The sequence below is a fragment of the Dyella sp. LX-66 genome, assembly GCF_018599165.1.
Lineage (GTDB): Bacteria > Pseudomonadota > Gammaproteobacteria > Xanthomonadales > Rhodanobacteraceae > Dyella_D > Dyella_D marensis.
In genome coordinates this window covers 368,690-391,859 of sequence record NZ_JAHFVJ010000005.1, presented here as the reverse complement: position 1 = coordinate 391,859, position 23,170 = coordinate 368,690, and the positions used below count along the sequence as shown (strand labels likewise).

General features: G+C 67.9%; 26 protein-coding genes. 21 read left to right on the top strand and 5 right to left on the bottom strand.

Translation table 11 applies throughout. From position 1 onward, the window contains the following. Positions 1 to 159 precede the first annotated feature (159 nt). The 5 genes from KK141_RS12575 (at position 160) to KK141_RS12555 (ending at position 3,482) form a co-directional block, all read left to right on the top strand. Positions 160 to 486, top strand: a complete 327-nt coding sequence (locus KK141_RS12575) for an iron-sulfur cluster assembly accessory protein (RefSeq protein ID WP_168649431.1) — start codon at positions 160 to 162, stop codon at positions 484 to 486. 157 nt (positions 487 to 643) lie between these two features. Next, complete coding sequence (rpsF, locus tag KK141_RS12570) at positions 644 to 1,081, top strand: 30S ribosomal protein S6 (RefSeq protein ID WP_214572456.1); 438 nt, start codon at positions 644 to 646, stop codon at positions 1,079 to 1,081. Between the two features lie 14 nt (positions 1,082 to 1,095). Further along, positions 1,096 to 1,326: a 30S ribosomal protein S18 gene (gene rpsR / locus KK141_RS12565; RefSeq protein ID WP_131150740.1), complete on the top strand. Its 231-nt coding sequence runs from the start codon at positions 1,096 to 1,098 to the stop codon at positions 1,324 to 1,326. Positions 1,327 to 1,428: 102 nt separating this feature from the next. Further along, positions 1,429 to 1,878 (top strand): 50S ribosomal protein L9, encoded by a 450-nt coding sequence (gene rplI, locus KK141_RS12560; RefSeq protein ID WP_214572455.1) that lies wholly within the window; start codon positions 1,429 to 1,431, stop codon positions 1,876 to 1,878. Positions 1,879 to 2,087: 209 nt separating this feature from the next. Beyond that, the gene (locus tag KK141_RS12555) at positions 2,088 to 3,482 is read left to right on the top strand and encodes a replicative DNA helicase (RefSeq protein WP_214572454.1); all 1,395 of its coding nucleotides are present in this window, start codon (positions 2,088 to 2,090) and stop codon (positions 3,480 to 3,482) included. A gap of 13 nt (positions 3,483 to 3,495) precedes the next feature. Here KK141_RS12555 and KK141_RS12550 read toward each other — a convergent pair whose 3' ends face one another. Next, positions 3,496 to 4,374, bottom strand: a complete 879-nt coding sequence (locus tag KK141_RS12550) for a LysR family transcriptional regulator (RefSeq protein WP_214572453.1) — start codon at positions 4,372 to 4,374, stop codon at positions 3,496 to 3,498. A gap of 82 nt (positions 4,375 to 4,456) precedes the next feature. Between KK141_RS12550 and gstA the strand changes: the two genes are divergently transcribed. The 5 genes from gstA (at position 4,457) to KK141_RS12525 (ending at position 10,011) form a co-directional block, all read left to right on the top strand. Beyond that, a complete protein-coding gene (gene gstA / locus KK141_RS12545) occupies positions 4,457 to 5,071 on the top strand; it encodes a glutathione transferase GstA (RefSeq protein ID WP_214572452.1) in 615 nt (204 codons plus the stop codon). Then, on the top strand, positions 5,068 to 5,391 hold the full coding sequence (locus KK141_RS12540; RefSeq protein ID WP_168649428.1) for an SMR family transporter: 324 nt from the start codon (positions 5,068 to 5,070) through the stop codon (positions 5,389 to 5,391). The genes gstA and KK141_RS12540 overlap by 4 nt, the downstream gene beginning before the upstream one ends. 209 nt (positions 5,392 to 5,600) lie before the next feature. Continuing rightward, positions 5,601 to 6,689: an alanine racemase gene (alr, locus tag KK141_RS12535; RefSeq protein ID WP_214572451.1), complete on the top strand. Its 1,089-nt coding sequence runs from the start codon at positions 5,601 to 5,603 to the stop codon at positions 6,687 to 6,689. Positions 6,690 to 6,765: 76 nt separating this feature from the next. Further along, positions 6,766 to 8,145, top strand: a complete 1,380-nt coding sequence (gene radA / locus KK141_RS12530) for a DNA repair protein RadA (RefSeq protein ID WP_214572450.1) — start codon at positions 6,766 to 6,768, stop codon at positions 8,143 to 8,145. 177 nt (positions 8,146 to 8,322) lie between these two features. Continuing rightward, positions 8,323 to 10,011, top strand: coding sequence for an enoyl-CoA hydratase-related protein (locus tag KK141_RS12525; RefSeq protein ID WP_214572449.1), 1,689 nt, complete (start codon positions 8,323 to 8,325; stop codon positions 10,009 to 10,011). A 4-nt stretch (positions 10,012 to 10,015) separates the two neighbouring features. Here the strand turns inward: KK141_RS12525 and KK141_RS12520 are convergent, their stop codons facing one another. Then, the gene (locus tag KK141_RS12520; protein WP_214572448.1) at positions 10,016 to 10,624 is read right to left on the bottom strand and encodes a glutathione S-transferase family protein; all 609 of its coding nucleotides are present in this window, start codon (positions 10,622 to 10,624) and stop codon (positions 10,016 to 10,018) included. A gap of 136 nt (positions 10,625 to 10,760) precedes the next feature. Then, positions 10,761 to 11,558 carry a cytochrome c biogenesis protein CcsA gene (gene ccsA / locus KK141_RS12515; protein ID WP_214572447.1) on the bottom strand — a complete coding sequence of 266 codons (798 nt, stop codon included), beginning with the start codon at positions 11,556 to 11,558 and terminating at the stop codon, positions 10,761 to 10,763. 94 nt (positions 11,559 to 11,652) lie between these two features. On the opposite strand from ccsA, the gene ffh reads away from it, so the two are divergent. The 5 genes from ffh (at position 11,653) to rplS (ending at position 15,185) form a co-directional block, all read left to right on the top strand. Continuing rightward, on the top strand, positions 11,653 to 13,032 hold the full coding sequence (gene ffh, locus KK141_RS12510; protein ID WP_214572521.1) for a signal recognition particle protein: 1,380 nt from the start codon (positions 11,653 to 11,655) through the stop codon (positions 13,030 to 13,032). Between the two features lie 155 nt (positions 13,033 to 13,187). Further along, entirely contained in the window at positions 13,188 to 13,442 is a 255-nt protein-coding gene (gene rpsP / locus KK141_RS12505) for a 30S ribosomal protein S16 (protein WP_026635253.1), read from the top strand. Positions 13,443 to 13,444: 2 nt separating this feature from the next. Next, complete coding sequence (gene rimM, locus KK141_RS12500; protein ID WP_214572446.1) at positions 13,445 to 13,960, top strand: ribosome maturation factor RimM; 516 nt, start codon at positions 13,445 to 13,447, stop codon at positions 13,958 to 13,960. Between the two features lie 33 nt (positions 13,961 to 13,993). After that, on the top strand, positions 13,994 to 14,773 hold the full coding sequence (gene trmD / locus KK141_RS12495) for a tRNA (guanosine(37)-N1)-methyltransferase TrmD (protein WP_167258072.1): 780 nt from the start codon (positions 13,994 to 13,996) through the stop codon (positions 14,771 to 14,773). Between the two features lie 31 nt (positions 14,774 to 14,804). Next, positions 14,805 to 15,185: a 50S ribosomal protein L19 gene (gene rplS, locus KK141_RS12490; RefSeq protein WP_214572445.1), complete on the top strand. Its 381-nt coding sequence runs from the start codon at positions 14,805 to 14,807 to the stop codon at positions 15,183 to 15,185. 123 nt (positions 15,186 to 15,308) lie between these two features. On the opposite strand, the gene KK141_RS12485 is transcribed toward rplS, so the two are convergent. Together KK141_RS12485 and epmB are read right to left on the bottom strand one after the other, a co-directional pair. Beyond that, a complete protein-coding gene (locus tag KK141_RS12485) occupies positions 15,309 to 17,360 on the bottom strand; it encodes a bifunctional diguanylate cyclase/phosphodiesterase (RefSeq protein WP_214572520.1) in 2,052 nt (683 codons plus the stop codon). Positions 17,361 to 17,501: 141 nt separating this feature from the next. After that, the gene (epmB, locus tag KK141_RS12480; RefSeq protein ID WP_214572444.1) at positions 17,502 to 18,512 is read right to left on the bottom strand and encodes an EF-P beta-lysylation protein EpmB; all 1,011 of its coding nucleotides are present in this window, start codon (positions 18,510 to 18,512) and stop codon (positions 17,502 to 17,504) included. An 84-nt stretch (positions 18,513 to 18,596) separates the two neighbouring features. On the opposite strand from epmB, the gene efp reads away from it, so the two are divergent. The 6 genes from efp (at position 18,597) to KK141_RS12450 (ending at position 23,147) form a co-directional block, all read left to right on the top strand. Then, positions 18,597 to 19,166 (top strand): elongation factor P, encoded by a 570-nt coding sequence (gene efp / locus KK141_RS12475; protein ID WP_214572443.1) that lies wholly within the window; start codon positions 18,597 to 18,599, stop codon positions 19,164 to 19,166. A gap of 90 nt (positions 19,167 to 19,256) precedes the next feature. After that, the gene (locus tag KK141_RS12470; RefSeq protein ID WP_214572442.1) at positions 19,257 to 20,597 is read left to right on the top strand and encodes a TRZ/ATZ family hydrolase; all 1,341 of its coding nucleotides are present in this window, start codon (positions 19,257 to 19,259) and stop codon (positions 20,595 to 20,597) included. Between the two features lie 4 nt (positions 20,598 to 20,601). After that, positions 20,602 to 20,856: a YciI family protein gene (locus KK141_RS12465; RefSeq protein WP_214572441.1), complete on the top strand. Its 255-nt coding sequence runs from the start codon at positions 20,602 to 20,604 to the stop codon at positions 20,854 to 20,856. 41 nt (positions 20,857 to 20,897) lie between these two features. Then, positions 20,898 to 21,605: a bifunctional 2-polyprenyl-6-hydroxyphenol methylase/3-demethylubiquinol 3-O-methyltransferase UbiG gene (ubiG, locus tag KK141_RS12460; protein ID WP_214572440.1), complete on the top strand. Its 708-nt coding sequence runs from the start codon at positions 20,898 to 20,900 to the stop codon at positions 21,603 to 21,605. Positions 21,606 to 21,618: 13 nt separating this feature from the next. Further along, complete coding sequence (gph, locus tag KK141_RS12455) at positions 21,619 to 22,299, top strand: phosphoglycolate phosphatase (protein ID WP_214572439.1); 681 nt, start codon at positions 21,619 to 21,621, stop codon at positions 22,297 to 22,299. Then, positions 22,296 to 23,147: a squalene/phytoene synthase family protein gene (locus KK141_RS12450; RefSeq protein ID WP_214572438.1), complete on the top strand. Its 852-nt coding sequence runs from the start codon at positions 22,296 to 22,298 to the stop codon at positions 23,145 to 23,147. The genes gph and KK141_RS12450 overlap by 4 nt, the downstream gene beginning before the upstream one ends. Positions 23,148 to 23,170: the final 23 nt, after the last annotated feature.

Sequence of the window (23,170 nt, the reverse complement as noted above, 5' to 3'; positions counted from 1 at the left end):
AACTCCTGCTGGGGTGCCGCATCTGGCACATGTAATCGTTGTAGGACCGGGCTTGAATGCCCCGCCGCATCGCAGCGTCAGGGGCAAACCTGCATCATAATGTAGGCTTCGTCCGGACCGCGACGTTCCGATCCCCATTTCGTGCCATCAGTTCCCGCCATGAGCATCAGCATCACCCCCGCCGCCAGCGAACGCATGCGCCACTTCCTGGCCACCACGCCGGGTGCCGCCGGCATCCGCTTCGGCGTCAAGCGCACCGGCTGCTCGGGCTTCGCCTACGTGGTGGACCTGGCCGCCAGCGTCTCCGCCGAGGACCAGGCGCTGGACGTGGACGGCGTGCGCCTGATCGTCGACGCCAAGAGCCTGCCCCTGGTGGACGGCACCGTGATCGACTTCCAGCGCCAGGGCCTCAACGCGGCCTTCGTGTTCCACAACCCCAATGCCACCGGCGAGTGCGGCTGCGGCGAGAGTTTCACCGTCTCCTGAGCCCGGCGGCGCCGGCCGCTTGCGGTAAATCCCCGCAGTTGTTTACAATTCCGCTTCTGCCCAGGCGAAAAAGGTCCGGGCAGGCCCTTGCCTCACCGCATCCGGCGGGAGGCTGCCAGGCCCCGAAAGGGCCGCATCCGCAAGGAGTTACCTACCAATGACGACTCTCCGTCATTACGAAGTTGTGTTCCTGGTCCACCCTGACCAGAGCGAGCAGGTCCCGGCCATGATCGAGCGCTACAAGGCGCTGATCGAGACCGACGGCGGCAAGATCCACCGCCTGGAAGACTGGGGCCGCCGCCAGCTGGCCTACCCGATCGTGAACCTGGCCAAGGCTCACTACGTCATGCTCAACATCGAAGTCGGCCAGAACGCGCTGAACGAGCTGGAGTCGGGCTTCCGCTTCAACGACGCCGTGCTGCGCCACCTGGTGATCAAGCGCGACGTCGCCGACACCGAGCCGTCCTTCATCCTGAAGTCCAAGGAAAAGGATGACGCCAAGTCCTTGCGCCGCCGCGACGACGACAGCGATGGTGAAGGCAGCGACGACCGTCGCAGCAGCCGCAACGACAACGATCGCGACAGCGACGACTGATCAGGAGCACAGCCATGTCCAAGTTCTTCCGCCGCCGCAAGTTCTGCCGCTTCACGGCCGAAAACGTGAAGGAGATCGACTACAAGGATCTCAACACGCTGCGCCAGTACATCACCGAGAACGGCAAGATCGTGCCGAGCCGCATCACCGGCACCAAGGCGCGCTACCAGCGCCAGCTGGCCACCGCGGTCAAGCGCGCGCGCTTCCTGGCGCTGCTGCCGTACACCGACAACCACGACGTCTGATGGACCGCGCCCGGCCTTCACCGGGCGCTTCCTCAACTTCTTCGGACAACCGTCCACGGCTGCGCCGGGCCACTCTCCGGTGCTAACGAAAAGGAATAAACCATGGATCTGATCCTCCTCGAGAAAGTCCGCGGCCTCGGCAACCTGGGCGACAAGGTCAAGGTGAAGCCGGGCTACGGCCGTAACTACCTGCTGCCGCAGGGCAAGGCCGCGCCGGCCACCGCCGCCAACCTCGAAAGCTTCGAGAAGCGCCGCGCCGAGTACGAAGCCAAGGCCAACAAGCAGCTGTCCGACGCCAGCGCGCGCCAGGCCAAGCTGGCCGACGCGGCGGTGACCATCACCGTCAACGCCAGCCCGGAAGGCAAGCTGTACGGCTCGGTCGGTCCGCGCGAAATCGCCGACGCCCTGCAGGCCGCCGGCCACGACGTCAACAAGAACGAAGTGATCCAGGGCGAAGGCCCGATCCGCACCACCGGTGAGTTCGAAGTGATCGTCGCGCTGCACGCTGACGTGCAGTCGACCGTCAAGGTGACGGTGATCGGCGAGAAGTAAGCCGGTCCCCAGCCCTGGCTGAGCAGACGGGCGCCCCAGGGCGCCCGTTTGTTTTGGGCGCAAGGCAATGCTCACCGGCGGGGTTATCCACCGGTGCCCACAGCTTATCCACAGAGTTATGGTCTCGTCGCATGAGAAAACGCCGCGTATCCTCTGATGGCGACGATCCGCGTTGGTCGGACTCGCCCGGCAACTCGCGAGGAGACTCGATGTCCTTTGCCCCCGATCGCAAGCACGGCAACTCCGCCATCGAAGCGCTGCGCGTGCCGCCGCATTCCATCGACGCCGAGCAGGCCGTGCTCGGCGGCCTGATGCTGTCGCCCGATTCGCTGGACAAGGTGGCCGACCGCCTCGGCGAGCGCGATTTCTACCGCAAGGACCACCGCCTGATCTGGCGCGCCATCACCGAGCTGGCCAACAAGGGCATGCCCTGCGACGCGGTGACCCTGGGCGACTGGTTCGAGGCCAACGGCCTGGCCGAGCTGGTCGGCGGCGTCACGTATCTGGTGGAGCTGGCCAATTCCACGCCGAGCGCGGCCAATATCGGCGCCTATGCCGACATCGTGCGCGAGAAGTCGATCCTGCGGCAGCTGATCGACGCCGGCACCGAAACCACCGAAGACGGCTACCAGCCCGAAGGCCGCAGCGTGCAGGAGGTGCTGGAAAGCGCCGAGCAGCGCGTGTTCAAGATCGCCGAGTCCGGCGCACGCGGCAAGAAGGACACCGTGTCGATGCGCGAGGCGGTGAAGGACGCCTTCCGCATCCTGTCCGAGCGCTACGAAAACCGCGGCCAGCTCACCGGCATTTCCACCGGCTTCACCGACCTGGACGAACTCACCTCGGGCCTGCAGCCGTCGGACCTGATCATCGTCGCGGCGCGCCCCTCGATGGGCAAGACCGCGTTCTCGGTGAACATCGCCGAGGCTGCCGCGCTGGGCGCCAAGAAGGCCGTGGCGATCTTCTCGATGGAAATGTCGGCCTCGCAGCTGGCCTTCCGTATGATTTCCTCGGTCGGCCGCATCCATGCGCAGCACCTGCGCAACGGCGACCTGGCCGAAGAGGACTGGCCGCGCGTCACCAATGCGATCGCGCTGCTGTCCGAGGCCAAGATCTTCATCGACGACACGCCGGGTCTTTCGCCGGTGGAACTGCGCTCGCGCTCGCGCCGCCTGCACCGCGAGCACGGCGGCCTGGGCCTGATCGTGATCGACTACCTGCAGCTGATGCAGGTGCCCGGCAACAAGGAAAACCGCGCCACCGAGATCTCCGAGATCTCGCGCTCGCTGAAGGGCCTGGCCAAGGAGCTCAACTGTCCGGTGATCGCGCTGTCGCAGCTCAACCGCTCGCTGGAACAGCGCGCCGACAAGCGTCCGATGATGTCGGACCTGCGCGAATCCGGCGCTATCGAGCAGGACGCGGACGTGATCATGTTCATTTACCGCGACGACTACTACAACAAGGAATCGCCGGATAAGGGCCTGGCCGAGATCATCATCGGCAAGCAGCGTAACGGTCCTACCGATACGGTGAAGCTGACCTTCCTGGGCCACTACACCAAGTTCATGAACTACGCGCCGGATTCCTTCGTCGGGGCGTTCGAGTAAGCGCGGCGCCGGCTCAAGCGGCCGGCCAGAATTCCGCCGCATGCTGCTGCACCCAGCCCTGGGTGAAATCGCGGAACAGCCGCACGCGGGTCGAGCGGCGCAGATCCGGATGTGTGACGAACCATAGCTGCGATTGCACCTCCGCCAGCGGCGCGCCGAGGCGGCGCAGCTTGGGCGACGCTTCGGCGTAGAAGCACGGCAGCAGCGCACGCCCCATGCCGGCCTCGCAGGCGGCGAGCGCGGCGGGCAGGGTGTCGACCACGATGGCGATCTGCGACGGGTCGACATGCGCATGCAGCCATTGCGCGGCATCGAGATGGGCGAGCGCATCGCCCAGGCCGATCCAGCGTTCCTTGTTCACCGTTCCGCGCTTGCCCTTGGCCTGGTACACAGCGGTGGCGATCGGCGCCAGCTTGCGTACGGAAAGCCCGGTGGGCGAGCTGCGCGCCGGCCGCAGCGCGACATCCGCATCGCGCTTCTGCAAGGTCAGGAAGGCGTTGTTGATCACCAGCTCGAAGCGCACCGACGGGTGCTGCGCCTCGAACGCGTTGCACAGTGCCACCACGTGGCGCACCAGGGTGTCCGGCGCGGTGATGCGCAGCAGCCCCTGCACGCGCTGGTCGTGTCCCTGCAGTTCGCGCGCGAGCAGTGCGGTTTCGGCCAGCACGCGCTCGCCGGCGGCCGCGGCCAGTTCGCCCGCTTCGGTGGCTTCGTAGCCGCGGCGGCTGCGCCGGAACAGCGTCACGCCGGTGCGCGCTTCCAGCGCGCCGAGGCGGCGGAACGCATTGGAGTGATCCACGCCCAGTTCGCGCGCCGCGCCGGCCAGGCTGCCGTGCGCCGCGATGGCGCGCACCAGGGCCAGATCGTCGAGTGACCAATCGCCTGACTTCATGCGCAAGCTTTCCTTGTGCCGGCGACACATGGTGCCGGCGTGCCCGTGGCGGGATGCTGCCGCCTCCCCAACGGAGGCTCGTATGAAACTCTACTTCACCCCCGGTACCTGTTCCCTCGCTCCGCACATCGTGCTGCGCGAACTCGGCCTCGAGGCCGAACTGGTGCGCGTGCGCCTGGGTGCCCCGCCGGTGATCGCCGCGACGCAGGCCGACTACCGCACGCTCAATCCCAACGGCTACGTGCCGCTGCTGGAACTCGACGACGGCAGCCTGCTGACCGAAGGCGTGGCGATCCTGCAATACCTGGCCGACCTGCACCCCGAAGCCGGCCTGTTGCCGGCGGCAACGCCGCTGCAGCGCTACGAATCCATGCGCTGGCTGGTCTACATCAGCTCCGAGCTGCACAAGATGTTCAGCCCCTGGCTGTTCCATCCGGAATACGGCGAGCAGGCCGCCGAGGTGGCGCGCGGAAAGATCGCCAAGCGGCTGGAGCTGGTGGAGCGGCAGCTCGACGGGCGGGATTACCTGCTCGGCCAGGCCTTCACCGTGGCCGACGCTTATCTGTTCGCCATCGTCAGCTGGGCGAAGCTGTGCAAGGTGCCGCTGGATGCTTTCCCGCATCTGCAGGCATGGCTGGAACGCGTGGCCGCCCGGCCCTTCGTGCAGGCCGCGCTGCAGGCCGAGCGGCTGCGATGAAAACCTCGACCGCATGGCTGATGCTGCTGGCCGCCGGCGGGCTCGACGTGCTGTGGGCGCTGTCGATGAAGTTCGCCCAGGGCTATACGCGCCCGGGCTGGACGGCCTTGTCGCTGGCCGCGCTGGCGGCCTTCGTCTGGCTGCTGGGGCGGGCGTTGTCGGTGCTGCCGGTGGGCAGCGCCTATGCGGTATGGACCGGCCTGGGCGCGGCTGGCACGGCCCTGCTCGGCGCGGCGTGCTTCGGCGAGGCGCTGACGTTGGGGCGGATCGCGGGCATCGTGTTGATCGTGGGCGGCGTGCTGGTGCTGCGCGCGGCGTAGGTTGGGGTGAGCGCAGCGAACCCCAACGTTGCGACCGCCTGGCCAGGCCTGTTGGGGTTCGCCTTTGGCTCACCCCAACCTACGCGCGAGCTTGCCCCGGAATTTCCCCGGGCCGGCCCCGGCTGCCGCAGACCCGGCCTGCTAAGCTTTTCCGCGATCACGCCCGCCGTCACACAGCCGCCGCCTTCCGCGCGCGGCGCCAAGGAATCATGAGCCGTACCACCGTCGCCACCATCCACCTCGGCGCTCTGCGTCACAACCTCGCCCGCATCAAGGCGATGGCCGCGCCGGCCAAGGTCATGGCGGTGGTCAAGGCCGACGCCTACGGGCACGGCCTGGAACGCGTGGCGCGCGCGCTGGACGGCGCCGCCGACGCCTTCGCGGTGGCGGCGCAGGGCGATGGCCTGCGCCTGCGCGCGGCGGGGCACCGGCAGCGCATCGTGGTGCTGTCCGGCCCGGACCGCGCCAGCGATATCGCCGAGATGCAGCGCCTGCAGCTGGACGCGGCGATCCATCACGAATCCCAGCTCGCCTGGCTGGACGGCGCATCGTCGTCGCGCGGTCCGCTGCGCGTCTGGCTGAAGGTCGACACCGGCATGCATCGCCTGGGCTTTCCGCCCGAACGTGCGGCGGAAATCCATGCGCGCCTGTCGGCCATGCCCGGCATCGATCCCGAGGTCGGCCTGCTCACGCATTTCTCCGAATCGGAAGAGTTCGAAGGCGAGGAAACGCGTGCGCAGATCCGCCGCTTCAACGAAGCGGTGAAAGACCTCAGCGGCCCGCGCGCGCTGTCCAATTCGGCCGGCGTGCTGGGCTGGCCGGAGGCGCACGGCGACTGGGTGCGCACCGGTGGACTGCTGTACGGCTTGTCGGTAGTGCCGGGCAAGAGCGGTGCGGACTTCGGCTTCCGCCCGGCCATGACCCTGACCACGCGGCTGATCGCGGTGAACTGGATCCGCCGCGGCGAACGCGTCGGCTACAACGGCACCTGGACCTGCCCGGAAGACATGCCGATCGGCGTGGCCGCGGTCGGCTACGGCGACGGCTATCCGCGCAGCGCCGCCAGCGGTACGCCGGTGCTGGTCGGCGACCGGCGCGTGCCCCTGGTCGGGCGCGTGTCGATGGACCTGATCACCTTGGACCTGCGCGAAGCGCCGCAGGCGAAAGTCGGCGACCGCGTCACCCTGTGGGGCGACGAACTGCCCGTGGAGCAGATCGCCGCACAGGCCGGCACGATCTCCTACGACCTCACCTGCGGCATGACCCGACGCGTGCTGTTCGTCGAGGACGACAGCTGACGTCGTTATTCCCCGTCTCGCCGATTGCGATCAAGGCGGGCTAAGCTCGCCTTTCGTTTTTGCAGAGTTCGAATCCATGGCCAAGGCCAAGACCGCCTACGTCTGCGCCGATTGCGGGGCGGAGCATTCCAAGTGGCAGGGCCAGTGCATCGAATGCGGTGCCTGGAACACGCTGAGCGAATTCGTGGTGCAGCCGGCGGTGAAGTCGGCCGGCGCCGCGCGCAGCTCGGGCTATGCCGGCGCCGCGGCGGGCGCGCCGAAGGTGACGCCGCTCACCTCGGTGGCGCAGACCGCCGAGACGCGCTCGCTCACCGGCATCGGCGAACTCGATCGCGTGCTCGGCGGCGGCCTGGTGGATGGCTCGGTGGTGCTGATCGGCGGCGATCCCGGCATCGGCAAGTCCACCTTGCTGCTGCAGATGCTCGGCAAGCTCGGCGAGCATCTGGCCAGCGTCTACGTCACCGGCGAGGAATCGCTGGGCCAGGTCGCGGCGCGCGCGCAGCGCCTGGACCTGCCGCTGGGTCCATTGCATGCGCTGGCCGAGACCTGCATCGAGCGCATCCTGGAGCAGGCGGTGGCGACGCGGCCGCGCGTGCTGGTGATCGATTCGATCCAGACCATCTGGACGGAGCTGCTCACCGCCGCGCCGGGTTCGGTCAGCCAGGTACGCGAATCCGCGGCCAAGCTCACCCGCTTCGCCAAGGAAACCGGCACCTCGGTATTCCTGGTCGGCCATGTCACCAAGGAAGGCGGCATCGCCGGCCCGCGCGTGCTCGAGCACATGGTGGACGCGGTGCTGTACTTCGAAGGCGAATCCGGCAGCCGCTTCCGTGTGCTGCGCGCGTTCAAGAACCGCTTCGGCGCGGTGAACGAGCTGGGCGTGTTCGCCATGTCGGAGAAGGGCCTGCGCGAAGTGCCCAATCCATCGGCGATCTTTCTTTCCGCGCACGCCGGTCCCACGTCGGGCAGCGCGGTGATGGTCACGCGCGAAGGCACGCGGCCGCTGCTGGTGGAAGTGCAGGCGCTGGTGGATCAGTCCTCGCTGGGCAATCCGCGCCGCGTCGCGCTGGGTCTGGAACAGAACCGCCTCGCCATGCTGCTGGCGGTGCTGCATCGCCACGGCGGCGTGGCGGCGTACGACCAGGACGTGTTCGTCAACGTGGTTGGCGGCATCCGCGTGCAGGAAACCGCGGCGGATCTGCCCGTGCTGCTGGCGGTGCTGTCCAGCCTGCGCGATCGGCCCTTGCCGGAGAAGACGATCGCCTTCGGCGAAGTGGGCCTGTCGGGCGAGATCCGTCCGGTGCCCAATGGCGAGGAGCGCTTGAAGGAAGCCGCGCATCACGGCTTCCAGCGCGCGATCGTGCCGAAGGCGAATGCGCCGAAGAAGGGCAAGGTGGGCGAGATGGAAGTGATCGGCGTGGAACGTCTTGCGCAGGCGATCGACGCCTGCCGGTAAGTATCGACAGTGGCGCGGCGATCATGGCCTGCGTCGATACGGCGTGAAAAAAGTTCGCGCACCTTGCATCGTTTTCGATTTTTTTGAAGCTGTGCGTTGCATCAACTTAAGCCGCCATCGCGCGCTGGCAGCATCGCCCACTCAAGTGCGAGGAACGCACTGCAAGGAGAGGGGGCTATGCGGATCCTGTTCCTGTCCACCAAGCACAATGGACTGTCCCAGCGCGCACAGGTCGAACTGGAAGAACTGGGGCATCACCTCGATATCGCCGAAGTCGCCAGCGGCGCGCAGATGGAAGCCGCGGCGCAGCGTTTCCGCCCCGATCTGATCCTGGCGCCGATGCTGAAGTCGGCGATCCCCGCCAGCGTGTGGCAGCGCTATACCTGCCTGATCGTGCACCCCGGCATTCCCGGCGACCGCGGCCCTTCCGCGCTCGACTGGGCCTTGCTGGAAGACGCGCCGCAGTGGGGCGTCACCGTGCTGGAGGCACGCGACGAACTGGATGGCGGCCCGGTGTGGGCGCATCGTTTCTTTCCTTTGCGTGTGGCGAGCAAGAGCGCGATCTACCGCCGTGAAACCACCGATGCGGCAATGGCCGCGATCCGCGAAGCGTTGGAGCGCTATCAGCGCGGCCAGCGTCCGCCGTTCGGCGAGCGCATCGATGCGCGGGGACACGAACGTCCGCCTTGCCGGCAGTCCGATCGCCAGCTTGGCTGGGATGCGCCGGCGGAACAGCTGTTGCGGCATATCCGTTCGGCCGACAGTGCGCCGGGCCTGCTGGTGGCGATGGCTGGCGTGAAGCTGCGCGCGTTCGGTGCACAGCCCGAAGCGAAGCTGCGCGGCAAGCCGGGCCAGTTGCTGGGACGGCGCGACGATGCCGTCTGCGTGGCCTGCGCCGATGGCGCGCTGTGGATCAGCCATGTGCGCAGGAAGCATGGCCTGTCGCTTGACGATCCGCGCTTCGACGTGAAGCTTCCCGCGACACTGGCGCTCGCCGAGCGACTCGATGGCGTGCCGGAACTGCCGCTCGCGCCGGAGGCGCGGCCTTCCGCTTCCACCTGGCAGCCGATCCGCTACCGCGAACGCGGCCACAACGGCTATCTGCATTTCGACGTGCTCAATGGCGCCATGGGCACCGCGCTGCTGGAGCGGCTGCTTGCCGCGTATCGGCATGCGCGCTCGCGTCCTACCCGCACCCTGGTGCTGTGCGGCGGCGAGGATTTCTGGTCGAACGGCATCGACCTCAACGCGATCGAAGCGGCGCAGGATCCGGCCGAGGCATCGTGGCGCAATATCCTGGCGATGAATGCGCTGGTGCAGGAGATCGTGCTTACCCATGACAAGCGCACGGTGGCGCTGATGCGCGGCAATGCCGGCGCGGGCGGGGTGATCCTGGCGCTGGCCGCGGACCTGGTCTACGCCCGCGAAGGCATCGTGCTCAATCCGCACTACAAGGGCATGGGTGGCCTGTACGGTTCGGAATACTGGACCTACCTGCTGCCGCGCCGCGTCGGCGAAACCGCCGCGCGCCTGCTTACCGAATCGCTGCAGCCATTGGGCACCGCGCGAGCCAAGCGCATCGGTCTGGTCGACGGTGTGCTGCCGGCAAGCGAACTGCCCGGCGCGATGGAAGCAATCCTTGCGCCCGGCAACGAGGCGCGGCATTGGCGCGACGAACTGGCGCGCAAGGCCGCGCGCCGCGCAGAGGACGAACAGCGCAAGCCGCTGGAACGCTATGCCGAAGAAGAGCTGGCGGAGATGCGGCGCAATTTCTTCGGCGCGGATCCGGCGTATCACCTTGCGCGCCGCGCCTTCGTGCGCAGGCAGGAACCGGCGATGGAAAACGCCGCGGCCGAACGCGCCTAGCGGCTCAGACCGGCGGCAGCGCCACGAACGCCGGCAGCAGCTCGGCCCGCGCCGAATGCGCGGCCAGGGCAGGGTAGTCCTGCGGCGTGATGAGTTCCGGCTGCATCAGCTGGGTAAAGCGCCAGGCCACGGCGATGGTGATGTCGGCCTGGGTCAGCGTGCTGTTCACCAGCCAGCCGTCGCGGCCCCTGGCTTCGCGTTCCAGTCCCGCGTACGCGGCCTTGAGCTGGCCTTCGACGCGCGCCAGCCAGCCGGTGTCGCGGTGGTCTTCGCTGCGCTTGCCTTCGTAGACGATCTGCACGCTCTTCTCGGCGGCGATCAGCGCCAGGCCGGTGAGGCGCAGCGCGCGCAGGCGTTCGCCGGGGTCGCTGGGCATCAGGCTGGGGCCGCTGCCGGTGCTTTCGGCCCAGTCGATGATCAGCGAGGAATCGACCAGCTGCCAGCCTTCGTCGCCGACCAGGGTCGGCGCCTTCACCAGCGGATTGATCGCCTGGAACTCGTCGAAGTTGCGGAACACCGACAGCGATTGGTGTTCGAACGGCAGGCCTTTCAGGTGCAGCGTGATCGCCGCGCGCCGGACGAAGGGAGAGTCGAGCATGCCGATCAGCTTCATCTGCTATCTCCCGGATTGCGAAAAACGTCGGCGTAGGTTGGGGTGAGCACAGCGAACCCCAACGTCGCCACCATTCACAGGCTGCGCGGTGTTGGGGTTCGCCGTTGGCTCACCCCAACCTACACCGGCCATTTCTTCAGGCCGTGCGATGGAGGATCAGTTCCAGCACGGCCTTGGTGCCGAAGAAGGCCAGCAGCAGCACGCCCATGCCGACCAGGGTGAGATTGACCGCGCGGCGCCCGCGCCAGCCGTAGCGCCAGCGTCCGAACAGCAGGGCGCCGAACACCAGCCAGGCGATGATCGACAGCACGGTCTTGTGGATCAGGTGCTGGCCGAACAGGTCGCCAACGAACAGCGCACCGGTCAGCAGGGTGAAGGTGAGCAGCACGAAGCCGGCGCCGATCAGGCGGAACAGCAGCGATTCGGTCAGGGTCAGCGGCGGCAGCGCGCGCAGCCAGGGGCCGAAGTGGCGATGGCGCAGTGCGCGTTCCTGTATCGCCAGCAGAATCGCCAGCACCGCGGCGATCGACAGCACGCTGAAGGCGAGCAGGGCCACCGTCACGTGCAGCTTGATCTGCCAGCCCATCGCCAGCGGCACGGTGGCCGGCGCCATGAAACTGTCCGCCGCCAGCAGCAGGGCGCTGAGCGGAAACACGATCACGCCCAGCGCGGCCACCGGCCGGGTCAGGTTGACCATCAGGGTGAGCGCCGACACCACGCAGGCCACCAGCGACAGCGCCGCGAAGAAGTGCAGGTCCAGCGCGCCGCGGTGCACGCCCAGCAGGATGCCCGCATGGATCAGCACGGCCGCGCCGCCCAGGCCCAGCGCCGACTTGTTCAGCGGCTGCCCGCCGCCCAGCAGCGGCCGGGCGAGCCCGCCGGCAGCGGCGAGGTAGAGCACGACGGCGAGCACGGAAAGGAGGGGAATGGCCATGACCGCTGAGTGTCGCATAGGCCCCCGGGACAGGTGAATGCGGCCCAGGCGCACTCCGCTATACTTGCCCACTTTCCCTCTGCCGTACTCCGCCATGTTCGAGTCGCTCAGCCAACGCCTCTCCGCCACCGTCAACCGCCTGCGCGGCCGCGGCCGCCTGACCGAGGAGAACATCCGCGAGGCCCTGCGCGAAGTGCGCATCGCCCTGCTGGAAGCCGACGTGGCCCTGCCGGTGGTGCAGGCGCTGGTCGAGCGCGTGAAGGTGCGCGCGGTCGGCCAGGAAGTGCTTAAGAGCCTGAGCCCCGGCCAGGCCCTGGTGAAGGTGGTCAGCGACGAGCTGACCGCGGTGATGGGCACCGCCAACACCGAACTGAACCTGGCGCAGCAGCCGCCGGCGGTGGTGCTGATGGCTGGCCTGCAGGGCGCGGGCAAGACCACCACGGTGGCCAAGCTGGCGCGCTTCCTCACCGAGCGCAAGAAAAAGAAAGTCATGGTGGTGAGCTGCGACGTCTACCGTCCGGCCGCCATCGAGCAGCTGCGCACGCTGGCCGAGCAGGTCGGCGTGAAGTTCTTCCCGTCCGAGACCGGCCAGAACCCGGTCGACATCGCCAGGAACGCGATCGCCGCGGCGCGCCGCGAAGTGATCGACGTGCTGCTGGTCGACACCGCCGGCCGCCTGCACGTGGACGAGGCGATGATGGCCGAGATCAAGGCGCTGCATGCCGCGATCACCCCGGTCGAAACCCTGTTCGTGGTCGACTCCATGACCGGCCAGGACGCGGCCAACACCGCCAAGGCTTTCGCCGAGGCGCTGCCGCTCACCGGCGTGGTGCTGACCAAGACCGACGGCGACGCCCGCGGCGGCGCCGCGCTGTCGGTGCGCTACGTCACCGGCCGCCCGATCAAGTTCCTGGGCGCCGGCGAGAAGACCGACGCGCTGGAGCCGTTCCATCCGGACCGCGTGGCCCAGCGCATCCTCGGCATGGGCGACGTGCTGTCGCTGGTCGAGGAAGTCGAGCGCAAGGTCGACCAGGAGAAGGCCCAGAAGCTGGCCGAGAAGGTCATCAAGGGCAAGCGCTTCGATCTCAACGACATGCGCGACCAGCTCGAGCAGATGTCCAACATGGGCGGCCTGGCCGGCCTGATGGACAAGCTGCCGGGCGTCTCCAACCTGCCGGACAACGTCAAATCCAAGGTCAACGACGGCGAGATCAAGCGCATGGTCGCCATCATCAATTCGATGACCAAGAAAGAGCGCCGCCATCCCGACCTGCTGAACGGTTCGCGCCGCGCCCGCGTGGCGCGCGGCTCGGGCACCCAGCCGGCCGACGTCAACCGCCTGCTCAAGCAGTACATGCAGATGGAAAAGATGATGTCCAAGCTGTCCAAGGGCGGCTCGAAGGGCCTGCTGCGCCAGATGCGCGGCGCCATGAAGGGCATGGGCGGCATGGGCGGCCTGCCTCCCATGCGCTGAAGATTTGCCGGGAAGCGGGATAACGGGCTGTATTCTTTGCCCGTTCTTAACGCTGCCTATTCCCTTTTTTCCATTCCTTCCCTAAAATGCCGCGTTTACCGCGCCCGTGCTCGGGCGTGCTGCCGGTACAGCCGGCATCTCTGGAGCTTTTACTTATGGTCAAGATTCGTCTTTCGCGCGGCGGCGCCAAGGGCCGTCCGTTCTACCACGTCATCGTCACGGACTCGCGCAGCGCGCGCGACGGCCGCAACATCGAAAACGTGGGCTTCTACAACCCGGTTGCCTCGGGCAAGGACAAGCGCCTTGAGCTGAACGTCGTGCGCATCCAGGAGTGGGTGTCCAAGGGCGCCCAGCTGAGCGACAAGGTCGCCTCCCTGGTGAAGGAAGCCGGCAAGCAGCAGGCTGCCTGAGCGTGACCGCAGCCGGCCGGCGCGTCCTGGTAGGACGCATCGTCGGGCTGTACGGAGTGCAGGGCTGGCTCAAGATCGAATCCTGGACCGAGCCCCGCACCCAGATTTTCCGCTACCAGCCCTGGCTGCTCATCACGGCGCCGGGTGAGGTAAAGGAACTGCACGGGGTCAAAGGTCGTCCGCAGGGCAAGGGCTTAGTCGCCTATTTTCCCGGCATCGACGAACGCGACGCGGCGGCAGCGCTCATCGGGCAGGACATCTACGTCCCCCGCGAGCAGCTGCCACCTCCCGGCAAGGACGAGTATTACTGGGTCGATCTCGAGGGCCTCGAGGTCGTCACCACGGAGAACGTGGTCCTGGGACGGGTGACTCACCTGTTCGCTACCGGGGCCAACGACGTCGTGGTGGTGAGGGACGGCGAGCGCGAGCGGCTGATTCCCTTCGTCCAGGGTTCTTACGTGCGTTCGGTGGACCTGTCCGGCGGACGCATGGTGGTGGACTGGGATCCTGAATTCTGACGGCGGTTGCGCCGCAGCTGGAGTTTGAGGGTCATGCGCTTCGACGTCGTCACGCTGTTTCCCGACTTCGTGCGCCAGTGCGCTGCCGTCGGTGTCGTCGGGCGCGCCCAGCAGCGCGAGCTGCTCCAGGTGGAAACCTGGAACCCGCGCGACTACGCCACCGATAATTACCGCACCGTGGACGGCCGCACCTGTGGCGGCGGACCCGGGATGGTGATGCTGATCGATCCTCTGCGCGCGGCCCTCCAGGCCATGCGCGAGGCCGCACCGGAACCGGTGCACGTGATTTACCTCAGCCCGCAAGGTGCGCGGCTGACGCAAGGCAGGGTGGAGGCGCTGGCGAAACTGCCGCGCATCGCACTGCTCTGCGGACGTTACGAAGGTGTGGACGAGCGTCTGCTGGCGCACGAGGTCGACGAAGAGCTTTCTATCGGCGATTATGTGCTGTCAGGCGGCGAGCTGGGCGCGGCGGTGATCATCGACGCGGTCGGCCGCTTGCAGGAAGGGGCGCTCAACGACGCGCAGTCGGCGCAGCAGGATTCGTTCTCGGACGGATTGCTGGATTGCCCGCACTACGCGAAGCCGGTGCGCCACGCACTGGGTGACGTGCCGGAGGTATTGCTGTCCGGCGACCACGCGGCGATCCGCCGCTGGCGCCTGAAGCAGGCCCTGGGACGGACCTGGCTGCGGCGTCCGGACCTCTTGGTGCAACGTGCGCTGGATAAAGAATCCCGTGCGTTGTTGGAAGAATTCCGTCGCGAACACGCTCAAGCGGAGCTCACGCGGCAAGCTAACGATGCGGCCAAGCAGTAACCGCAGCCATTGAAATCAGATAGGTGTTGCCATGAACAAGATCATCGAACAGTTCGAAGCCGAGCAGATCACCCGCCAGCTGCCGGAGTTCGGCCCTGGTGACACCGTGGTCGTCAACGTCAAGGTGAAGGAAGGCAACCGCGAGCGCGTGCAGGCCTTCGAGGGCGTGGTCATCGCCAAGCGCAGCCGCGGCCTCAACTCCGCCTTCACCGTGCGCAAGATCTCGCACGGCACCGGCGTGGAGCGCGTGTTCCAGTCGCACAGCGCCGCCATCGAGTCGGTGCAGGTGAAGCGCAAGGGCAAGGTCCGCGGCGCGAAGCTGTATTACCTGCGTGGCCTGGAAGGCAAGGCTGCCCGCATCAAGGAAGACGTCGCCGCCGCCGCCAAGGCGAAGGCCGCTGCCGCCGAGTAATCCGGCTGCTGCTTCCGCTTCAGGAAAACGCATGAAGAAAAACCCGCGGATGCCTGGCATCCGCGGGTTTTTTCATGCCTGTGCGACAGGCGGGCCGCATCGATCGGATGCGGCCCGGAACGATTACGGCGTGATCGCCAGCCGCTGCGGCTCCTGCAGGAAGTTGCCCTGCACGAAGTCCACGCCGCAGGCGAACAGCAGCGAGGTGCTGGCCGCGTCCTCCACCCATTCGGCGATGGTCAGGCGCTTGATCTCGCGCGCCTGGCGGCACAGCTCGGCCACCTTCTTCTGGCTGTCCGGCTGCTGCGGCAGGTTGGACATGTAGCTACGGTCGATCTTCACGTAGTCCGCGTCGATATGGTTGAGCAGCTGGAACGAATTGAGGCCCGAGCCGAACTGCTCCAGCGCGAACTGGCCGCCGAGCTGCTTCCACGCCCGCACGAACACCTGGGCCGGACGCATCGAAGTCACCACCTTGCTCTCGGTCATCTCCAGCACGATTTTGCCGTGCTTCAGATTGGCCTGCTTCAGGCGTTGCGACAGCCACGGAATTAGCTGCTCGTCCTGTAGCGAGCCGGACGTGAGCTTGACGAAGAACGTGGTCGGCGAGGCCAGCCGCTCGCGCGAGGTCAGCGCCTGGATGGCCTGGTTCAGCACCCAGCGGTCGATCGCCGGGGTGAGGTTGTACTTCTCCGCGATCGGCATGAAGAAGCCGGGCAGCACTTCGCCCTGCGGACCGTTGAGGCGCAGCAGGATCTCGGAGAACTCGCCCTCGGCATCCTGCAGGCTGATGATGTGCTGGTGGTACAGCACGAACTCGTCCTGGCTCAGCGCCTGCTTCAGCTGGCCCAGCCAGTAGCGTTCGCGCTCGGCGTCGGCCTTCTCGCGCGCCGCCGGGTCGTGCAGGTCGTAGCGGCTGCCGCCCAGGCTCTGCGCATTGCGCAGCGACTGCCCGGCCTGTTCCAGCAGCAGTTCGGTATTGGCGTTCTTCTCGCCCAGCAGGCTGCCGCCGATGCTGGTGGTGACGGTGAGCGAGCGCGAGCCAACGTCGAAGATCTCGCTGGCCACCGCCTGCTGCAGGCTGGCGATCCATTCCTTGATGCCGTCGTCGTTGCGCGAATGCAGGATCACGCCGACGGTGTGCTCGGCCAGCAGGCCGGCGGTGTCTTCCAGGCCGAGCAGGGCGTTGATGCGTGCGGCGAAGGCCGCCAGCAGCTCGTCCGCCTTGCCCAGGCCGATGCCGGAGACGATCGCCTGCCAGTTGTCCGGCTCGATCAGCAGCAGCGACTGGCCCTTGGTGCCTTCAGTAGCGGCGGCGACCGCCTGGTCGATGCACTCGAGCATGCGCGCGCGGTTGAACAGGCCGGTGACCGGGTCGCGCTGCAATTGCTCCAGCACCGACGGGTCCACCTGCTGCCGGCGGAACACGATCTGCACGCAGGGCTCGCCCTCGAAGGTGGCGTGCGCGAATTCGACCATGGCCTTGAAGCTGCTGGCGTCGGCGCGGCGCGCCTGCAGCTCCATCGGCGAAGAGGGCTTCTCGCCGCGCGACAGGCTCTTCAGCGTGGCCTTGAAGTCCTCGGCATGGGTGGAGCCGATCATGTCCAGCACCGGCAGGCCGAGCAGGTCGTCGAATTCGGCGTAGCCGAAGGTGTCCAGATACGCCTGGTTGGCGCGCACGTGCATGCCTTCGTGCACGTAGGCGATGGCGTCGGTGGAGGAATCGAGCAAGGCATCGCAGCGGCGCTCGGATTCGCGCAGCGCGGTCTCCAGGCGGCGCACCTGGCGGCGCGTGTTGAGCGATTCGAACTCGCGCTGCACCACCGCCAGCAGCTGCTTGGGCTGCGGGCGCAGCGCGATGGCGCGCACGCCGTTGACGAAGAAGTCCGAGACGATGGTGTTGTCCACCTGCGGCACCACCGCGATCACCGAGATGTCGCGGCCGTTGGCGTCGAGCTGGTGGAGCAGGTCGGCCAGGGCGACCGTGCCGACGGAGGGATCGTAGAGCACCACGTCGGGGCCCAGTTCCTCCAGCGCGGTCTGCACCTGTTCCGCATTGGTGGCGCGCGCAGGCCGGACGGCAATGCCGTTGTTGCGCAGCAGGCTGACGATCTGTTCCGCGTCTTCGACCGATTTCTCGATGAAAAGAATCTTGATGACCAGGTCTGTCTTCATTGGCACGTTGTACGGTCCATGGGCGCCCGAGCTGTCGATGGGGCTGGCCGGCATGGCGCCGGCCGGCAGCGCTTGGTTTTAACGGATTCGTATGACATCCGCCAGCGAAAAAGTCCTAGGAGTGACGCGGCGCACTCAGTTTCAGACAGGGCGCTTGGAAGCGTCTCCGCCGACCTCGCGCACCAGCTTCGGCACCAGGTACCCCGGCAGCCGGCGGCGCATCGCCTCGACCAGCTCCAGCGCGCGCGCGTCGTCCACCTCGAAGTGCGCCGCGCCCTGCACGCGGTCCAGCTGGTGCAGGTAGTAGGGCAGGACCCCCGCGGTGAACAGACGCTCCGAGAGCTTCACCAGCGTATCGGCATCGTCGTTGATCTGCTTTAGCAGCACCGATTGATTGAGCACCGTGGCGCCGGCCTCGCGCAGGCGGCGGCAGGCGGCATCCACGGCGGCATCGAATTCGTTGGCGTGGTTGGCGTGCAGCACCACCACCTTCTGCAGCGGCAGTGCCGCGAACCAGGCCAGGAAGGCGTCGTCGATGCGCTCGGGCAGCACCACCGGCAGGCGCGTATGGATGCGCAGGCGGGTCACGTGGGGGATGCCGGCCAGGCCGCGGCTGAGTTCTTCCAGCTTGGGTGTGGCCAGGGAGAGCGGGTCGCCGCCGGACAGGATCAGCTCCGTGATGGAGGCGTCCTGGCGCAGATGCTCCAGCGCCTTGCGCCACTGCCCGGCCGCGGCCATCTCCTCGCCGTAGGGGAAATGGCGGCGGAAGCAGTAGCGGCAGTTCACCGCGCAGCTGCCGCTGGCGATCAGCAGGGCGCGGCCTTCGTACTTGTGCAGCAGGCCCTGCGCCTCGCGCGCGGCGAGGTCGCCGACCGGGTCGATCAGATAGCCCGGGGCCTGCTCCAGTTCGGCCAGCTGGGGCAGCACCTGCAGCAGCAGCGGGTCGCCGGCGTCGCCCGGCCGCATGCGCGCCGCGAAACCACGCGGCACGCGCAGGGCGAAGCCGGCGTCGGCGGGCGGCAGGCGCCCGGCCAGGTGTTCCAGGCCCACGCTGCGCAGCAGTTCGCCGGCATCGGTGATCGACGCGCGCCACAGCTCGCGCCAGTCGGCGGCGGTCGGCAATAGGCGGGCGGCGGGGCTTGCGGTTATCATGTCGGGCCTTGGATCGGGCCCAGGGCCCGGACAATCCCCTATTGTAGCCGCCCCCGGGCGGTGTCACCTCTGGAGCAGAAGCGCATGGCCACCGTCGGTCTCAACGACGTCAAGAAGGGTATGAAGATCCTTCACAACAACGACCCGTGGGTCATCACCGACGCGGACTTCATCAAGCCCGGTAAGGGCCAGGCCTTCACCCGCATCTTCATCCGCAACCTGAAGAACGGCCGCACCACCGAGCAGACCATGAAGTCCAGCGACAGCTTCGAAGTCGCCGACGTGGTCGACACCGACATGCAGTACCTGTACTCCGACGGCGAGTACTGGCACTTCATGCAGCAGGAAACCTTCGAGCAGCACCAGGCCGGCAAGGTCGGCATGGGCGACGCGGCGAAGTGGCTGAAGGGCGAGGAAGAGTGCGTGGTCACCCTGTTCAATGGCGAGATCATCGTGGTGCAGCCGCCGAACTTCGTCGAGCTGAAGATCACCGAGACCGACCCCGGCCTGCGCGGCGACACCTCCGGCGGTGGCGGCAAGCCGGCCACGCTGGAAACCGGCGCCGTGGTGCGCGTGCCGCTGTTCGTCACCACCGACGAAGTGATCAAGGTCGACACCCGCACGGGCGAATACGTCAGCCGCGTCGGCAAGTAAGCGCGGCAGCGGTATCGAACGGCACGGCAGCCTCACGGACGCCGTGCCGTTTTTTATAGGTTTTCCGGCATCGAATCGGCGAGGTAATGCATGAACCCCGGCAGCACCGTGATTGATCTTCTCATCGAAGCGCGCTGGGTCGTCCCCGTCGAGCCGCACGCCGTCGTGCTGGAAAACCACGCCGTGGCGGTGGACCAGGGCGCCATCCTGGCCGTGCTGCCGATCGCCGACGCGCGCGCCGCCTACGCGCCGCGCGAACGCGTCGAGCTGGGCGAGCACGCGCTGATCCCCGGCCTGGTCAATACGCATACGCACAACCCCATGACCCTGCTGCGCGGCCTGGCCGACGACCTGCCGCTGATGGTGTGGCTGCAGCAGCACATCTGGCCGGTGGAAGGACAGGTGATCGGGCCGGAGTTCGTGCGCGACGGCGTGGAGCTGGCGGTGGCCGAGATGCTGCGCGGCGGCACCACCTGCGCCAACGAAAACTATTTCTTCCCCGACGTGATCGGCGCCACCTACCGGCGCCTGGGCTTCCGCGCCACGGTCGGCCTGCCGGTGATCGAGTTCCCCACCGCCTGGGCCAAGAGCCAGGACGAATACTTCGAGCGCGCGGCCGAAGTGCACGACAGCTTCCGCGGCGACGCGCTGATCGGCACCGCGTTTGCGCCGCATGCGCCGTACACCGTGTCGGACCAGAGTTTCGAGCGCATCCGCGTGCTCGCCGACCAGCTCGACATCCCGGTGCACCTGCATACGCACGAGACCGCGCACGAGGTGGAAGAAGAGAAGCAGAAGTCCGGCCTGCGTCCGTTCCAGCGCCTGCAGAAGCTGGGCCTGGTCAACGACCGCTTGATCGCCGTGCACATGACCCAGCTGACCGAGGGCGAGATCGCCGCCTGCGCCGAGGCCGGCGTGTCGGTGGTGCATTGCCCGGAGTCCAACCTCAAGCTCGCCTCCGGCTTCTGCCCGGCCGAGCAGCTGCGCCGGGCCGGCGTCAACGTGGCGATCGGCACCGACGGCTGCGCCTCCAACAACGACCTGGACATGTTCGGCGAGATGCGCACCGCCGCCATGCTGGCCAAGGCGGTGTCGAACGACGCCGCCGCCTTCGATGCGGCCTATGCGCTGCGCGCGGCCACGCTCAACGGCGCCAAGGCGATGGGCCTGGAAGACAAGATCGGTTCGATCGAACCCGGCAAGCAGGCGGATTTCGCCGCGGTGCGGCTGTCGGACCTGGAAACCCAGCCGCTGTTCCACGTGGCCTCGCAGCTGGTCTACGCCACCGGCCGCCACCAGGTCACCGACGTGTGGATCGCCGGCCGCCGCAAACTGGCCGGGCGCGTGCTGGTGGACATGGACGTGGACGGCATCCGCGCCCGCACCCATGCCTGGCGCGACCGCATCGCCGCCATCGATGCGGGGGCCTGAGCCCATGCAGCGTTATCTGGTGCTGGTGATGCGCAACGCGCGGTTCGACCCGGCCGTGGTGCAGCCGCACCGCGACTACCTGGAAGGCCTGCGTGCCGGCGGCGGGCTGGAACTGACCGGCGGCTTCGCCGATGGCAGCGGCGGCGCCTACCTGCTGTTCGGCGACGACCTGGCCCAGGCCATGGCGATGGTCCATGCCGATCCGGCCTATGTCAGCGGCGGGTGGGATTTCACCGTTCACGAGTGGCACGCGCGTTAAGCTACGGCCTCCCCGCAAGCAACACCCCCAGAGGTACCCCCATGCAAGCCTCGCCTAACGTCAGCCCCGACGAAATCGCCCGCTTCGGCAAGCTGGCCGCCCGCTGGTGGGATCCCGACGGCGAATCGCGTCCCTTGCACGACCTCAACCCGGTGCGCCTGGGCTACGTGGCGGCCCGCATGGACCTGCGCGGCGCCCGCGTCGCCGACGTGGGCTGCGGCGGCGGCCTGCTCAGCGAGGCGCTGGCGCGCTCCGGCGCCGAAGTCACCGGCATCGACCTGGGCGAGAAGGTCATCGAAGTCGCCAGGCTGCATCTGCACGAATCCAACTTGAACGTGGATTACCGCGTGCAGTCCTCGGCCGCGCTGGCCGCCACGGAACCGGCTTCGTTCGATGCGGTGTGCTGCATGGAGCTGATCGAGCACGTGCCGGATCCGGCCGCGCTGGTGGCGGACCTGGCGAACATGGTGCGCCCCGGCGGCCTGGTCTTCATGTCCACCATCAACCGCACGCCGGCCGCGTTCGGCGCGGCCATCCTGGGCGCCGAATACCTGCTGCGCATGCTGCCGCGCGGCACGCACCACTACGGCAAGTTCCTCAAGCCGTCCGAGCTGGGCCGCCTGCTGCGCCACACCGGACTGGAACTGGAGGACGTCACCGGCCTCGGCTACAACCCGGTGAACCGCAAGGCCTGGCTGGGCCGCATCACTTCGGTCAACTACGTGCTGTGCGCGCGCAAACCTGCATAAAGCCCCGCTCCTGATGAAACCACTCCCGCAAGACCTTCAAGGCGTGCTGTTCGACCTCGACGGCACCCTGCTCGACAGCGCCCCCGATCTGTACGACGCCCTGGTGGCGCTGTGCGCGGAGCAGGGCGCTCCCGTGCCGGCCTACGAGCCGGTGCGCGACGTGGTGTCGCGCGGTTCGCGCGCGCTGATCGGCGTCGGCTTTCCTGCTCTCGACGAAGCCGGCGTGCTGGCCCTGGTGCCGCGCTACCTGGAGCTCTACCAGGACGTCATGTCACGCCAGACACGCGCTTTCGACGGTGTGGAACCACTGCTCGCCCTGATCGAGGCGCAAGGCCTGCGCTGGGGCATCGTCACCAACAAGCCCGGCTTCCTCACCGACGAGATCGTGCGGCAGATCGGCTGGGCCGAGCGCGCCTGCGCGGTGGTGTCGGGCGACACCTTGCCGGTGAAAAAGCCGGACCCCGCGCCGGTGCTGCTGGCCTGCGAACGCGCGGGGCTGGATCCGGCGCCCTGCCTGTTCGTCGGCGACGACCGCCGCGACGTGCTGGCCGGCGCTGCCGCCGGTTGCTACACGGTGGCCGCGGCCTGGGGTTATCTGGATGGCGGCGATCCGCATGCCTGGAACGCCGACCTGGTGCTGGACGCGCCGTCCGAACTCACCGCGCTGCTCCAGCGCGGCACCGTCGCGGCATGACCGCTGCCGAACCCAGCGGCCCGCTGCAGAGCTACGTCGACAAGTGGCTGGCGGTACAGCCGCGCCAGCGCATCGCGCTGGCCTTCGTGGATGGCGCGCGCTATCCCGGGCATATCGCGCTGGCTGCGCTGGAACAGGAACTGCTGTCCGCCGCCTACGGCATCCGCGAGCCGCAGGTGGCCGCGGTCAAGCTGAACTGGTGGGCCGAGGAACTCTCCGGCGCCGCCGCCAGCGGCGGCCGCCATCCGCTGACCCAGGTGCTGTTCGACGACGAACGCGCGCGCCGCATCCCCGCCGAACGCTGGCTGGCGCCGGTGCTGGCCGGCATGGCGCAGCTGGAAGAGGGCACCGCCGCCGACTTCGATGCGCAGCTCGCCGCCAGCGGCCAATTGCATGGCGCGCTGGCCGGGCTGGAAACGGCTTGGTGGTATGGCGAATCCGCGTCCGCCGAACAGGCCGCGCGGGTCGCCACGCTGTCGCACCTGCTGTTCGCCCTGCTGCGGGTGGAGGAAGACGCCGACCGCGACCGCCTGTCGCTGCCGATGGCGCGCATGGCGCGTTTCGGCCTCAGTCGCGGCGACCTGCGCAAGGACAGCCCTGCACGCGAGCAGGCGATCCGCGCCCAGCTCGGCGACCTCGCCGCCGCCTGGCGCGACGCCGGGCGCCTGCTGGGGCCGCTGAGCGTGTTCCGCGCACTGGAATCGGATACCGGCCGCGTGCTGGCCCGCCGCGCCGCCAAGGCCACCGACCCGCTGGCGGTGCTGCGCAGCGGCCTGTCGCGCAGCGGCTTCGGCACGGCCTGGCAGGCCTGGCGTGCGGCGCGCCAATGGCAGCGCTCGGCCGGCTGAGCGCCGGCCGGCGCGGCATTTCC